We start from the raw sequence: 13,981 nt of genomic DNA on the forward strand, positions 1-13,981 counted from the left end.
GCAACTATGAAAAACAGATATTGGTTATTATTGGTAGTGATTGCACTTCTCGCGTCATGTACCGATAAATTTGAAGAATATAACACCGACACAAAGAACCCGTCGGAAGTTCAGGGAGAATGGCTCTTCTCCAATGCAGAGAAGACCCTCTCGGACCAGATTTCCAGCACAAACGTCAACAACAACGTATGGAAGTTGTGGGCGCAGTACTGGACGGAAACAACTTATACTGACGAGGCCAACTACGACATCGTTAACCGTACCATTGCAGACTGGACATTCTATTACTATTATACCGGTGCAGTATCGAATGATGGTGTATTGAGTGACCTGCAGCGCGCCAAAGAGCTAATAACCGCTCAAACACCTTCTTCCGACGCTGGTAAAACGGTACAAAAAAATAAACTTTACATTATTGATTTGTTACAGGCTTACTCTTATGAGCGGCTGGTTGATATCTTCGGAAGTGTTCCTTATTCTGAAGCACTAGATATCAATAATATTCATCCAAAGTATGACGATGGAATGAGTATCTATCAGGACCTCATCAAGCGGGTAGATGCTGACATTGCAGGTCTTGATGATTCCGGTGACAGTTTCGGCTCAGCTGACTTATACTACGGTGGTGATGTGGCTTCCTGGAAGAAGTTTGCCAATACGCTCAAAGTTAAGTTAGGTATCACGTTGGCCGATGTAGACCCATCTCTGGCTCAATCAACTGTTGAAAGCGCCTATCAGAACGCTTTCACCTCATCTGACGATGACTGCCTGATGCCATACCTGACTAACACCCCGAATACGAACACCCTCTATGAGGACCTCGTATTGAGTGGACGTCACGATTTCGTTCCGGCTAACACTATCGTTGATATCATGAACAACCTGAACGACCCTCGTCTGCCATTGTATTTCTCGGAAAACGGAGACAGCTATGTAGGAGGTACATACGGGGAAAGTTCTCCTTTCGACAACTACTCTCACGTATCGGATAAGTTGCTCGATCCTACTTTCCCGGGCTTTATCCTGACATACACAGAACTTCAGTTTTATCTGGCTGAAGCAGCCGCAAGGGGGTACAACGTAGGAAAAACAGCCGAAGACTATTACAACGAAGGAGTTAAGTCTTCTATCATTTGGTGGGGTGGAACCGCCGCCGAAGCGTCCGCATACCTCGATAAGCCGTCGGTTAACTATACTTCAGCGGTAAGCTCAACGGGCAGTTGGAAAGAAGTAATTGGAACTCAATCCTGGTTAGCTTCCTACACAAGAGGTTTGATAGGTTATACAACATGGCGTCGTCTGGATTACCCGATATTCAATCTGGCTCCGACAATTGACAGCTATGATCAAATTCCTGTTAGGTTTACTTTCCCGATTAACGAGCAGACGTTGAACAAAGACAACTACGAAGCTGCAGCATCTGCAATCGGAGGGGACTTACTGACCACGAAAATCTTCTGGGATAAATACTAACAATATTAATCTTGAATCAAATGAAAAAATATATAATCTTATCTGTGGGAATAGCTTTCACTCTTTTCATGACGGCATGTCAGCAAGATGAAGCTAACAAAGTAGATTTTACGAATCTCGGCACAGAGTTCTTTATTTCAAGTGATGGCTTAACAAGCCTCGACAATTCTGCCACGGTATCAATTGAAAACCAGCAGAAGAACCTTTCTTCTTTGAGTGTTACTCTATTGAGTAGCTCCGATGCAGACGGCAATGTCCTTTCAGATACACAAAAAGATCTTGGGACTATTGATTTGACTGACGGTAGCGGCTCGATGACACTCACCAATAGCCAGTTAGGCATATCAGGCATCGATTATTCAGCAAGTCTGCAATTTTCAGGCTCATACAACGGTAAAAACATAACTCGTTATAAAACAATTACCGTTGCTGATCCAATTTCGATTGAAGTTCCTGATGTGACTCACCGTACCGACACTGTTTTTCATGTGAAATTCGCCGTTGAACCGGTAACAGAATCAGTCGACGGAGTTACTGTTGAAACAAAAGTCGGCGCGAATGGAACTTATGCTGCGATGGCTGGTCCTTTCAATACAAGCGATTCAATTGAGGTAAAAGGAACTGATTACCAGGTAGGCGATACGCTTTATGTAAAAGTAACTGGTACAGCCGGTAGCAAAACAGCCTCTTCAGTTGCCCCGGTCCCGATTGCTCCTTACAGTCTTGCCAATGTTGAAACTTTCACTCTGGATACTACCAGCAACCAGGCATACGACCTGATGAAAGCAAGACTCGTTGATACGGCGACTGCCGGCGATAGTGCGGATGTACAGTTTACAGCTGCTTATCCAATACTGGGTGGTCCGGTTGAAGTCGGTTTTAATGCACTGAACAATGCTCAATTGGTTAAAGCCAGCGATGAGGATTACAAGAATGCCGACATGGCAGCCATTGAAGCAACTGATTTCTCAGGAGCCGTAACATCTGTTCCTAATGCTTCTGCAGGTGATGTATACATCTTCCGCACCAAACGTGGTACCGGTGATTACATGTATGGCATCCTGATGGTGACTGCCGTTAACAAACCGCAAGGTGTTTTGGAAGACTCATCGATTGAAATTGAGTATAAATACTAAAACATACTGAGAATATACAGGAGCCCGTTTTTAATACTACCTATACTCATAGATTAGAGATACAACAATCACACACACTCTCTCTCCGGGCTCCTGTTCTTCAAGTAAAATACAATTCCCCGCAAGGGGGATTTTAATCTAAACCCAGGCTTTTAATTGACTGGTTGAATAGCAAAAGATTTTACTATTCCAGCTATTCCCAATTTATTCCCTGGTTTAGTATGAGCAGGAAATCTCCGGAATTCCTGCTCTTTTTTTTTGTACTCGTTAAAATAGTATGACACCATATGGTAAATAAAAAACCCCGCCGAAAATTAATTTCAGCGGGGTTTTCTTAGGCACTTAACTACGTCTATTTAGCAGCAAAATGTGCGCGTTTTATCTCCTCTTTTATCAGCTTCCCCGGGGTAAAGATGACCTTCACGTTTTTAATTTTCGAGGTCGAAAAATCCTCCTCCGACTCGACCCCCTCACTACTAAAACTGATTCGTAGCGTTCCTAACTCGCCTAAGCTGACTGATTGTCCGTCAAGAAGAATCTTCGGTATTCTTTCAACCAAATTAATAATTACACTATTAATATCTCCCCTGCTTAACGAAGAGATATCCATAATATCAGAACTCAATGACTGGATGTCTTTTTTCCCGTTTATAACAGGCATAGCATATAGCTTCTTGGGAGCTTCGGGATTTCCGGGAACCCCTCGTTCGATTAGTTTGTAATTTAGCATAACTAAATTTTTATTGGTGGAACATAAATTTATCATGAATGAATTTAGAACTTTATTCTCAAAAATTCAATTTTTCCACACAACATAAATTTCTCAGCTATAGCAGACAAACAGCTTCATCAGGAAGGAAATTTACTTTCATCCCGATGGAATAATATTTTCATCAGGATGAAAAAAAATTTCTATCAAGGTGATTTTTTTTTCATTTCCAACGCGTACTCGACAAAAAAGAGAGGAATTTAAGAGTTAATTTGCCAATAAGGCGGCTAATACAAAACTCAAACGTTACAACTTTAACGGGAAGGAAGTGCGTTTGCTAAGTTTTATGTTTCTTTTTACGCGCGGCAGGAAATAAAACATTATTTAAGATTAGCCGGTAGCCGGGTGAGTTGGGATGAAGGCTTAAATCGGTCGGTGGATCGCCCACTAAATGCCGGTAATCTTCCGGATCGTGGCCGCCGTAAAAAGAGAAAAAACCCTTTCCATAATCACCGTGAATATAACGCGCCTCATGGGCTGCTTTATTTTCACCCATGATGAGAATATTCGCTTTTAATTTATCCTCGTTAAACGCCGTAGTTTGCCCCATAAAACCTTTAATAATCCGAGTGTGGTCCTGTGTGAGCATCGTTGGCACGGGATCCCACTTTGCTGAATAATCAAACAAGGTGAAATAATCGTCTTCCGGCTTTACTTTTCTGGTTTCCGTTACGTCAATATCGGAAAACTCATAAGCGTAGGGGTCTTTGACAATGTGAAAATTCTGAAAAGCCAGCGTGTTGCCAAAGTCCAACTTGCTATCCATGTCCGGATCTTCCGGGTCGCCGTCATACATAGGCCCACAAATATCGGTGTTGTGGGCAGCCAGAGCAATGTCGTAGGTATCGGTTGCTGCACACATGGCAAACAGAAAGCCGCCGTTTTTGACGAAATTTTTAATGATTTCTGCGACCTTAAGCTTGAGCTTGGAAACTTTCTGAAATCCGTTTTTTTCCGCCATTTCGCGATTAACACGTACCTCCTCCTGGTACCATGGCATGTTATGATAGTTCCGGTAGAACTTCCCAAACTCACCGGTGAAATCTTCGTGATGAAGGTGCAACCAGTCGTAATTCTTTAACTTCCCATCAAGAATTTCTTGATCGTAAACAACATCGTATGGAATTTCCGCATAGCTTAACACGAGGGTTACCGCATCATCCCAGGGTTGCTTATTTGGAGGGGAATAGACTGCAATTTTAGGCGCTTTCTGCATGGCAACGGCATCCATGTTCACGTCTTCACGTGCAATGTACTGAAGGATTGATGAAGCTTTCGCATCTGGAATCGTCTCTACGCTAACGCCACGAATCAGGCACTCGTCATGGACATTCCGGTTCGATGGCATCAGGAAACTTCCTCCCCGGTAATTCAACAGCCACTTCACTTCCACATCCTGCTGAAGAGCCCAATAAACAACGCCATAAGCTTTGAGGTGATTTTTCTGCTGATCATCCATGGGAATCAGCAAAAAAGCTGCGTGTGCTTTTACTACCAAGATAAACAGTAGAGTCACCAGAGAGAAAATTCGCTTCATATTCAACCTGTTTTGAGAAGTCCTTCTCAGAAAGGTGTCTCGTCGTCGAGACCTCCGCCGGCAGCCGGGAAGCCTTGTGTGCCCAAACTCTTTTCGAACGGACCATTGTCGTCTTCGTTCATCTTTGAACTAAAACGAGCACCAACCTGCCCATTTCCCAAATCTTCAGGCATGGTTCCTAGACTTTCTTCATCGGGGTCACTAAAGCGCGCCAAATGGCTCTTAAATGCCAAATGAACATCACCCACGGCGCCGTTACGATGCTTAGCGATGATAATTTCAGCCATCCCGATAAGGGAATTACCACTTTCGTCTTCCGTGATGCCGTAATATTCCGGGCGGTGAATAAACATAACCATATCCGCATCCTGCTCAATCGCACCCGATTCACGAAGGTCGGAAAGCTGCGGACGTTTTCCATCGCGCGATTCAACCGAACGGTTCAGCTGCGACAACGCGATAATAGGCACATCCACCTCTTTCGCTATCGCTTTCAGGTTACGTGAAATCGTACTCACCTCCTGTTCTCGGCTTCCTCTTCCTTCCGAACCGGCTGTCATCAGCTGCAAATAGTCGACAATGATAATGCCGATGTTGTGTTGCATCTTTAAACGCCGGGCTTTTGCCCTGAACTCGAAAATGGAAAGTGCGGGTGTATCGTCAATGAAAAGTGAGGCTTCCTCTAAGTTTTTTATTTTGCGGTTCAGCTGTTCCCATTCCCAGTTTTCCAACCGGCCGGTCTTCAGTTTTTCTGAACCCAGTTCCGTTTCAGCAGCAATCAATCGATTCACCAGCTGAATCGACGACATCTCCAATGAGAATACAGCGACAGGCACATGGTGATCAACGGCCATGTTACGGGCCATCGACAAGACAAAAGCTGTTTTTCCCATCGCCGGACGAGCAGCAATAATCATCAGGTCCGTTTTCTGCCAACCGGAAGTCATCCTATCCAGACGCGTAAAGCCCGAAGGAACACCGCTCAGTCCTTCTTCCTTCTTCGAGTTCTCTTCAATCTGTTCGATGGCTTCCCTCAAAATAGGCTTAATAGGCTGCGATTCCTTGGTGATACTACCTTCGGTTACTTTGAACAAAGAACCTTCGGCATAATCGATCAAATCCTCCAGTTCCATGGTATCGTCGTACGACTTGGTCTGGATTTCGGTGGAAATACGAATGAGTTCACGCTGGATGTGCTTCTGCGCAATGATGCGAGCGTGAAACTCAATGTGCGCCGCGGAGGCTACTTTGCTGGTCAGCTGCGTAATGTAAAGCGGGCCGCCAACTTCTTCCAACTCTTCCCGGTTCTTCAGCTCCTGCGTTACCATGAGCAAGTCGACCGGTTTTTCGTTGGCACTTAAATCCTGGATGGCTTTGAAAATTCTCTGATGCTCCTCCTTATAAAAACTTTCGGGCTTCAAAATATCCGCCACAGCAATGTAAGCATCCCGCTCGAGCATGAGCGCTCCCAATACGGCCTCCTCTACCTCGAGCGCTTGCGGCGGTATTTTACCGTATTGCGCGTTGAGTTGATCCAGTGTTAACTTACCTCTGTTTTTATTGCGGTTATTGTAATTTTCGCCAGCCATTTAACTTAAAAATTAGTGCGTTCTTGGGTCTGCAAAGATTCAAAAATAACGATTCCGACCATGTCATATGGGATATTTTATCCACCATCGGCAGTACATGTGCGTTCTATCAGCACGTTACCTATTTACTCACAAGAAATCACCAACACCGTAAACACCCTGTAAACAGAGTTGTCAACAAGATGTGAACAATTTCAGTTGATAACTACACTTTAGCCTTATTAATTCCCTCTTCGATGATTTCTGTTAATAACTCTTTCAAATCGAGCTCCATGGCCTCTACTTGCTGTGGAATAAAGCTGGTTCCGGTCATGCCGGGAATGGTATTTACTTCGAGAAAATAGAAACGTCCCTCGTGCCGGATGAAGTCGATACGAACAATTCCGTTGCAGCCACACAGGTCATAAATCTGGGACGACAGCGCCTGAATTTCCAGCATCGCCTCTTCCGATATCCGGGCCGGAGTAATCTCTTCGGCCATTCCGGCTACATATTTCGATTCGTAATTGAAGAACTCGTTCCTGGGAATAATTTCGGTTGCCGGGAAAACCAGCTTTTTTTCGCCGATTTTCACCAGACCACAAGTGAACTCGGTTCCCGAGATAAATTCATCGACCAGTACTTCATCATCCTCTTCAAATGCTTTTTCGATAGCAGGCTTCAGCTCATCAGCCGTTTTTACTTTCGTGATACCAAAGCTGGACCCACCCGCATTTGGCTTTACAAAAATGGGCAATCCCAATTCCGACAGAATCACATCAATATCATAGTCATCTCCTTTCACGAGATGAAACGAACGCGCCATTTCAATTCCCGATGTCCGGAGAAAATTATTGCAATAGAATTTATTAAATGTCAACGCCGACGATTCGGTATCGCTCGAAGAGTACGGAATACCAATCAGATCGAAATAACCTTGCAGAATACCATTCTCGCCCGGAGAACCGTGAATGATGATATAAGCATATTCAAGCTGAATCTTTTTACCATCAACCGAAAATGAGAAATCCGACTTATCGACATTGGCGATCTTCGTTTCACCGTCAATCACTTCCCACACACCGTTCCTCATTTTTACCATCCACGGTGTAAAGTGCTCCCGATCGATTGATTTCATCACATTGGCGCCACTATTCATCGAAACTACATACTCCGACGAATCGCCGCCAACCACTACTGCAATGTTTCTCTTTGTCATTCCGGTTACGATTAAAACTGGTTTCTGTTTGAAATATAGGTTCGCCACTTTTCGATTACCTGCGTCATGTCTTCAGGCAATTCCGAATCAAAAATCATTTCTTCACCGGTACGCGGGTGTATAAATCCCAGCATTTTAGCGTGCAGCGCCTGCCGGGGAAGAAGCTGGAAACAGTTTTCCACAAACTGCTTGTATTTCGTGAAGGTGGTTCCTTTCAAAATTTTATCGCCGCCATAATTGTCATCGTTGAACAGCGGATGGCCAATGTAGCGCATGTGCACCCTGATTTGATGCGTGCGTCCGGTTTCCAGTACACATTCGACCAGGTTGACGTACCCAAGCTTTTCAATCACTTTGTAATGCGTCACGGCAGGCTTGCCATAATCTCCTTCCGGGAAAACCGTGAACACCTGCCGGTTTTTCAAACTACGGCCGATGTTACCTTCAATTGTTCCTTCGTCCTCCTTCAGGTTTCCCCAAACAATGGCGTTATACTTTCGCTTGGTTGTCTTATTGAAAAACTGTGCTGCCAAATGATTCTTAGCCATTTCGGTCTTGGCAACAACCAACAATCCCGTCGTATTTTTATCGATGCGGTGCACCAGTCCCGGGCGCGGATCGTCGCCGCCGTAAAGCGGCAAGTCCTTGTAGCGATAGGCCAATGCATTCACCAGTGTTCCGGAATAATTTCCGTGCCCGGGATGAACCACCAATCCGGCCGGTTTATTAATCACCAGCAAGTCGTCGTCTTCGTATACGATGTCGAGCGGAATATCTTCCGGAATAATTTTCAGCTCGCGACGCGGGTAATCCATCACAATGGAAATCTCATCATCGGGCTTTACCTTGTAGTTGGCTTTTACAGAGACATTATTCACCAGAATACTACCGGCTTCGGCAGCTGACTGAATCCGACTGCGGGAAGCGGTATCGATGCGGTTGACTAAAAATTTATCGATGCGCAAAGGCTTCTGCCCCGGATCGACGGTGAGCCGGTAATGCTCAAACATTTCATTATCGTCATCCTGCTCGTCCCGATCATCTACCGGCAAATTCTTTTCTGTCATCAAAAACTCCTTATTTATTATCGTCGCCCGAAGAAAGGCTGTCAACCGGAAGCTTCAGCCACAGATCGACCGAATGGCCAATTTCGACACCTTCGTGCCTGTTAAATTCCGGCGATTGCTGCCAAATGACCGCATTCGTCGAATCTTCCTCTGTCTTGACATCTTTGCTGTAAATAACAGCACCAACCGTCAAAGACACATCCTGCAAAATTTTTCGCCCTTCATCATATGTGTATCCGGTCAAATCGGGTACAACCGTCCGCTTATTCTCCATGGTCTTTCCTACAACCAAATCGATAGCTGTTCCCCGGGGAACCAGAATACCCGGATCAATACTGGAACCGTGCAGCTTCTGCGCAAGCACCAAATTATTGAACTCCGAAGGGCTGAAGGTCACATCGCCTAATTTCAGACTCTTAGATTGAAGCAATACCCGGGCTTCCCGTAACGAAACATCGGTCAACTTAGGCAGTTGGACCATTTCCGGCTTAACCGCTGCAATGGTTACATAAACCGTGCGTCCCGCCTTAATGTAGTGCCCACTCCTGGGCATCTGCTCAATCACCGAACCCGGCGAGAAATCGGTGTGGTACACCGAATCACGAATAACCACGTCAATATCTTTGTTCTTGGCTACTTTTTCCCAATCCGTCTGCTCCAGTCCGGTAAGATTTGGAGTTGGAAATGCTTCGCCGTGATGCGTATACTTCGACAGCGCATACATCGTCAACCACAGCAAAATAAGCGTAAGCACAACGGCCAGAATTACATTCAGCCAAAAAACCTTGCTTTTCAGAAATTTTCGGAATGACATATCTTCTTATCTAGGGTGAATATGACCTTGCAACAAAATTAATCCTAAAGTCGAAAAGTAAAAATTTATCGCACCTGTTGCCCACAAAAAAACCGAAGGCGTGTATCTTCATCATTGGATGAAAATTTCACGCTCCGGTTTCAATATCTCTTTGCTGATAAATTCTCAGTGCAATTAATCGAAACGACGAACGATATTGTACAACGTATCGCGTTCGACAGGCACTTTACCAGCCGTCTTAATCATTTTAACCAACTCATCGGTCGAAGCAGACGGATTCTGCTCTTCAGCACCCGCCATCGAGTAAATCTTTGTCGAATCATCAATGGTTCCGTCCAAATCATCAACACCAAAAGCAAGTGACAACTGAGCTACCGATTTTCCAATCATCGGCCAGTAGGCTTTCAGGTGTGGAATATTGTCGAGGAAAATCCGGGCAACCGCGTAGTTTTTCAAATCTTCCAATGTTGTCGATTCAGCAATATGCGAGAATGCATTATTGGAATGACGGAACTTCAACGGAATAAAGGTATTGAAGCCATGGGTCTGGTCCTGCAATTCCCTCAAACGATTCATGTGATCGACGCGGTGCTCGTAAGTTTCAATCAATCCGTAAAGCATGGTTGCATTACTCGGAATTCCCAGCTTGTGCGCCGTTTCATGAATCTTCAACCAACCGGCTGTATCGGTTTTGTCGGGGCAGATACGGGCTCTCGTCTTTTCATCAAAAATTTCAGCACCACCACCCGGCATCGAATCCAAACCGGCTTTTTTCAGGGTCTGCAATCCTTCTTCCAACGATAGTCCTGCTTTCTTAATCATCGCATCCACCTCAACAGCTGTGAAGCCTTTGATATGAATATCAGGCAATACCGACTTGACCGTTTGAACTAAATCGGCATAATAGAAAAGATCGCGGTTGGGGTGTACAGCACCCACGATGTGTACTTCCGTAATATCTTTCCCTACATAACTTTCGGATTTGCGCCGAATATCGTTCAAACTGTGTTCCCAGCTTCCTTCTTCACCATTGTCACGACGATAGGAACAAAATGAGCAGTGGCTTTCGCAAATATTCGTCGGCTCAATATGAAAGTTGCGATTGAAATAGACATATTCGTCATTGATACGCTGACGCACTGCATTGGATAACATCGACAAAAAAGGAATCTCGCCTTCCTGATAAAGTGTAACTCCTTCATCGAAAGTAATACGTTCTCCATTAAGTGCTTTTCCAGCTATATCCAGTAATCTGCTGTTCGATACGGTGGTCTTCAGCAGAGAGAAAACATCACTGTTTTGCATGATTTCCAGTTTTTCTGAATTATACGTCCGGATTTCCCGGAATCAGCGACTAAAGTACAAAAAAATACCTTGGTGTCCGCTAAAAAACAGGCCAACATCGGCCATAAACAACAAAAGGTAAAGAGTATTAGCTCCTTACCTTCCGTATATCGTACTCGAAAATAATGTTCATTATCTCTTGTGACGCGGCTCATCTGAAACAGTCAGTTTTTTCCGACCTTTCGCACGACGAGCTTTAAGAACTTTGCGACCGTTTACAGTCGCCATTCTTTCACGGAAACCATGTTTGTTTTTCCTTTTCCTGTTATGCGGCTGAAATGTTCTTTTCATCTCTGAAAATATTTTACTGTTTAATTTCTTTTGTACTTCCTTGCCAATTCGGACTGCAAAATTAACTCTTTTTTTCTTTGCTCCAAACGAATCGGGTTTTTTATAGCTTTTTCTCCGGCAATAATTTCCAGCCAGACAGACGCTGCAAATATATTATTTTGAGGGACAAATTTCATCCCTGATATGTTTCAAAAATGGCCTGTAAAATATTTTATCTTTACGCCCGTTAAGTTTTATGGCATACTATATGTTATATACAGGCGAATCAAGACAATTCAATTGACAAATTGTTTTTTGATTTTCCCGTATGAAAAGAGACATTCTTAAAAACGTGCTTAAAAAACACCCAATGAAAAACTTGCATTATTTACTGTTCTTCGTCCTGCTGGTGACCTCTTGTGCATCGCCGAAGAAATACCTGGCCAATCAAAACTACGATGCGGCGATTGGAAAAGCCGTGCATAAACTACTCAAGTCGCCCCGCAAAGCGGAACTGATGGCAACCATCGACCGGGCTTATAAGCTGGCCAACCAACAAGACCTGGAACGGGTTAAATTCCTCGAGCAGGAAGGGAGTCCGCGAAACTATGATGAAGCAGTGGATATCTACCGCCGTTTGAAAAACCGCCAGGCGCTGGTAAATACGGTTACGCCATTCCGTTACAACGGGAAAGTTTACAATTACCCGCTGGTGGATTATGACCAGAAACTCATCGCATCGAAAAGAAAAGCGGCTGATTATCTTTACGCTCACGGTAACAAACTGATGCAAAACGGCGACAAAGAATCTTTCCGGAAAGCTTATCAAGAATTCGCTAAAGTGAAAGAGTACACCGGAGATTACACCGATATCGATCAAAAAATGGCAGAAGCCCATGATAAGGGAATGAGCCGTGTTCTGGTCCAGGCCATCAACAATACCCACTTAAAGTTTTCGCCCCAATTCATGGACAATCTGCTGACTATTGATAACAGTGGATTAAACAGTGACTGGGTGGAGTATGATTTCCGCGATATGGACCGGCAGATGCAGTATGACTACTACGTCAATGTCAATCTGAACAATATCCAGATTTCTCCCGACCAATCGGAAGAAAAAGATTACACCGAACAAAAGAAGGTGGAAGATGGCTGGAACTATGCGCTTGACAGCCGCGGCAACGTGATGAAAGACTCCCTTGGCAATGACATTAAAATCAAAAAATACAAAGAGTTGAAGTGTACGGTTATCGAAACCCATCAGCATAAGACCTGCCAGGTGAACGGCGTGGTAGAATACCTGCAGAATAATCCGTCGAAATTACTTCGAAAAGTACCTATTGGCACCAACCTCGATTTCGATCATTCATGGGCTCGCGCTGTTGGTGATTTGGGGGCACTCAGCGAAGAATCGAAGAAAAAATGCCAGGTAAAAGCGATGCCTTTCCCATCCAACCTCGATATGGTTTATGAAGGAACCGATAAATTGAAGCTGGCAATTACCAATGTCATCAGAAATAACCGGCAGTTTATTTATTAACCGGAAAACTTAAAGCGAAAGGCAGACCACTTTTTTGGTCTCGAAGAAAGATTCGCTGAAAAAATCAGCAATCGAATATAGTTCCACGTCCCGTCGGAATGGTTTTATTTCATCGGCAAAGTCGCCACCCTTGAGATAAATGATTCCGTTGGGACGTGCGTTTTTTTGCTCTTTGGCTATGTTTTTCCGAACCATCGCCACAAACTTCGGGAAAGCTGTTACGGCCCGGCTAACCACGAAATCGAAAGGCTCTTTCACCTGTTGAACACGGGTATGAACTCCTTTCACGTTCGTTAATCCCAATGCTGCCGCTACTTCATTCACCACTTTTATTTTCTTACCAATCGAATCAACCAATAAGAATTCCGTTTCCGGAAATAAAATAGCCAATGGTATTCCCGGAAAACCGCCTCCTGTGCCTACGTCCATGATGCGCGTTCCCGGCACAAAATTTATCACTTTGGCAATGGCCATCGAATGCAAAACGTGGTGGATATAAAGCTCGTCAATATCCTTCCGGGAAATCACGTTAATTTTCTCGTTCCATTCACGGTAAAGCGCTCCAAGCCGGGCAAAACGGTCGTATTGCTCCTGTGTTAAATCGGGAAAGTACTTCTGAATAATCTCCATTGCGATGCTCATTTGCCCGTTTTATCGGAACCCATTTCGGTTTTCTTCAACAGGTTAAACAGCATTTCGCGGGCACGAAAGAGCTGCACTTTGACGGTTCCAAGGGGCAAATTTAACTCTTTTGCTATTTCGTCATACGAATACTCTTTGAAATATCGGAGTTCGACCAACATGCGGTAACGCGGCTTCAGGCGACTCACCATCCGGCGAAGAATATTGGCACGCTGCTGACGAATATATTTTTCTTCGGGCGAAAGTGTTTCTGATTTGAAATTCGGATTGTATTCCGAATCTTTCCGGTCGGTATCGGGATTCTCCAGCGGAACCGTATTGGCTCTTCGCTTACGCAGAAAATCGATCCCATTGTTTGAGGCAATCCGGAACAACCAGGTACTAAAAGCAAACTTGGGTGAATATTGATGAAGATTGGTAAAAGCTTTTCCAAAAGCCTCGATGGTTAAATCTTCCGCATCGGCGCGGTTATTAACCATTTTTAGCAACATAAAATAAATAGCATCTTTATAACGGTTCATCAACCGCGCAAAAGCATACTCGTCCCCTTCCCTTGCCAGCTTTACAAGCTCAAGGTCTCTACGTGCATTCTCTGACAAATT

Annotated in this window: 14 protein-coding genes; 3 read left to right on the forward strand and 11 right to left on the reverse strand. The window is 44.4% G+C overall.

Annotation, left to right across the window (positions count from 1 at the left end):
• Window positions 1-6 precede the first annotated feature (6 nt).
• Both GJU87_RS15715 and GJU87_RS15720 read left to right on the forward strand, forming a co-directional pair.
• Entirely contained in the window at window positions 7-1,473 is a 1,467-nt protein-coding gene (locus tag GJU87_RS15715) for a SusD/RagB family nutrient-binding outer membrane lipoprotein (protein WP_153640357.1), read from the forward strand.
• A 20-nt stretch (window positions 1,474-1,493) separates the two neighbouring features.
• A complete protein-coding gene (locus GJU87_RS15720; protein ID WP_153640358.1) occupies window positions 1,494-2,609 on the forward strand; it encodes a hypothetical protein in 1,116 nt (371 codons plus the stop codon).
• A 352-nt stretch (window positions 2,610-2,961) separates the two neighbouring features.
• On the opposite strand, the gene GJU87_RS15725 is transcribed toward GJU87_RS15720, so the two are convergent.
• The 9 genes from GJU87_RS15725 to GJU87_RS15765 form a co-directional block, all read right to left on the reverse strand.
• Window positions 2,962-3,339 (reverse strand): HU family DNA-binding protein, encoded by a 378-nt coding sequence (locus GJU87_RS15725; RefSeq protein WP_153640359.1) that lies wholly within the window; start codon window positions 3,337-3,339, stop codon window positions 2,962-2,964.
• A 316-nt stretch (window positions 3,340-3,655) separates the two neighbouring features.
• Window positions 3,656-4,915, reverse strand: a complete 1,260-nt coding sequence (locus GJU87_RS15730; RefSeq protein WP_153640360.1) for an asparagine synthetase B — start codon at window positions 4,913-4,915, stop codon at window positions 3,656-3,658.
• 26 nt (window positions 4,916-4,941) lie between these two features.
• Window positions 4,942-6,504 carry a replicative DNA helicase gene (gene dnaB, locus GJU87_RS15735; RefSeq protein ID WP_153640361.1) on the reverse strand — a complete coding sequence of 521 codons (1,563 nt, stop codon included), beginning with the start codon at window positions 6,502-6,504 and terminating at the stop codon, window positions 4,942-4,944.
• Window positions 6,505-6,709: 205 nt separating this feature from the next.
• Complete coding sequence (locus tag GJU87_RS15740; RefSeq protein WP_153640362.1) at window positions 6,710-7,702, reverse strand: D-alanine--D-alanine ligase; 993 nt, start codon at window positions 7,700-7,702, stop codon at window positions 6,710-6,712.
• A gap of 11 nt (window positions 7,703-7,713) precedes the next feature.
• Entirely contained in the window at window positions 7,714-8,769 is a 1,056-nt protein-coding gene (locus GJU87_RS15745; protein ID WP_153640363.1) for an RluA family pseudouridine synthase, read from the reverse strand.
• A gap of 10 nt (window positions 8,770-8,779) precedes the next feature.
• Entirely contained in the window at window positions 8,780-9,583 is an 804-nt protein-coding gene (locus GJU87_RS15750) for a PASTA domain-containing protein (protein WP_153640364.1), read from the reverse strand.
• Window positions 9,584-9,757: 174 nt separating this feature from the next.
• Window positions 9,758-10,888, reverse strand: a complete 1,131-nt coding sequence (gene mqnE, locus GJU87_RS15755; protein WP_153640365.1) for an aminofutalosine synthase MqnE — start codon at window positions 10,886-10,888, stop codon at window positions 9,758-9,760.
• 171 nt (window positions 10,889-11,059) lie between these two features.
• Window positions 11,060-11,218 carry a 50S ribosomal protein L34 gene (rpmH, locus tag GJU87_RS15760; RefSeq protein WP_106540482.1) on the reverse strand — a complete coding sequence of 53 codons (159 nt, stop codon included), beginning with the start codon at window positions 11,216-11,218 and terminating at the stop codon, window positions 11,060-11,062.
• 20 nt (window positions 11,219-11,238) lie between these two features.
• Window positions 11,239-11,394 (reverse strand): hypothetical protein, encoded by a 156-nt coding sequence (locus GJU87_RS15765; protein WP_153637024.1) that lies wholly within the window; start codon window positions 11,392-11,394, stop codon window positions 11,239-11,241.
• A gap of 173 nt (window positions 11,395-11,567) precedes the next feature.
• Between GJU87_RS15765 and GJU87_RS15770 the strand changes: the two genes are divergently transcribed.
• Complete coding sequence (locus GJU87_RS15770) at window positions 11,568-12,737, forward strand: hypothetical protein (protein ID WP_153640366.1); 1,170 nt, start codon at window positions 11,568-11,570, stop codon at window positions 12,735-12,737.
• A gap of 9 nt (window positions 12,738-12,746) precedes the next feature.
• On the opposite strand, the gene rsmG is transcribed toward GJU87_RS15770, so the two are convergent.
• Both rsmG and GJU87_RS15780 read right to left on the reverse strand, forming a co-directional pair.
• The gene (gene rsmG, locus GJU87_RS15775) at window positions 12,747-13,379 is read right to left on the reverse strand and encodes a 16S rRNA (guanine(527)-N(7))-methyltransferase RsmG (protein ID WP_228492021.1); all 633 of its coding nucleotides are present in this window, start codon (window positions 13,377-13,379) and stop codon (window positions 12,747-12,749) included.
• On the reverse strand, window positions 13,376-13,978 hold the full coding sequence (locus tag GJU87_RS15780; RefSeq protein WP_228492022.1) for an RNA polymerase sigma factor: 603 nt from the start codon (window positions 13,976-13,978) through the stop codon (window positions 13,376-13,378). The genes rsmG and GJU87_RS15780 overlap by 4 nt, the downstream gene beginning before the upstream one ends.
• Window positions 13,979-13,981 lie beyond the last annotated feature (3 nt).

It is taken from the genome of Prolixibacter sp. NT017 (assembly GCF_009617875.1).
In the GTDB taxonomy this organism is placed as follows: domain Bacteria; phylum Bacteroidota; class Bacteroidia; order Bacteroidales; family Prolixibacteraceae; genus Prolixibacter.

Bases quoted from the DNA above. Each gene is read 5' to 3' on its own strand.
- GJU87_RS15715 (WP_153640357.1), top strand. From the start codon at position 7: ATGAAAAACAGATATTGGTTATTATTGGTAGTGATTGCACTTCTCGCG.
- GJU87_RS15720 (WP_153640358.1), top strand. From the start codon at position 1,494: ATGAAAAAATATATAATCTTATCTGTGGGAATAGCTTTCACTCTTTTC.
- GJU87_RS15725 (WP_153640359.1), bottom strand. From the start codon at position 3,339: ATGCTAAATTACAAACTAATCGAACGAGGGGTTCCCGGAAATCCCGAA.
- GJU87_RS15730 (WP_153640360.1), bottom strand. From the start codon at position 4,915: ATGAAGCGAATTTTCTCTCTGGTGACTCTACTGTTTATCTTGGTAGTA.
- dnaB (WP_153640361.1), bottom strand. From the start codon at position 6,504: ATGGCTGGCGAAAATTACAATAACCGCAATAAAAACAGAGGTAAGTTA.
- GJU87_RS15740 (WP_153640362.1), bottom strand. From the start codon at position 7,702: ATGACAAAGAGAAACATTGCAGTAGTGGTTGGCGGCGATTCGTCGGAG.
- GJU87_RS15745 (WP_153640363.1), bottom strand. From the start codon at position 8,769: ATGACAGAAAAGAATTTGCCGGTAGATGATCGGGACGAGCAGGATGAC.
- GJU87_RS15750 (WP_153640364.1), bottom strand. From the start codon at position 9,583: ATGTCATTCCGAAAATTTCTGAAAAGCAAGGTTTTTTGGCTGAATGTA.
- mqnE (WP_153640365.1), bottom strand. From the start codon at position 10,888: ATGCAAAACAGTGATGTTTTCTCTCTGCTGAAGACCACCGTATCGAAC.
- rpmH (WP_106540482.1), bottom strand. From the start codon at position 11,218: ATGAAAAGAACATTTCAGCCGCATAACAGGAAAAGGAAAAACAAACAT.
- GJU87_RS15765 (WP_153637024.1), bottom strand. From the start codon at position 11,394: ATGAAATTTGTCCCTCAAAATAATATATTTGCAGCGTCTGTCTGGCTG.
- GJU87_RS15770 (WP_153640366.1), top strand. From the start codon at position 11,568: ATGAAAAACTTGCATTATTTACTGTTCTTCGTCCTGCTGGTGACCTCT.
- rsmG (WP_228492021.1), bottom strand. From the start codon at position 13,379: ATGAGCATCGCAATGGAGATTATTCAGAAGTACTTTCCCGATTTAACA.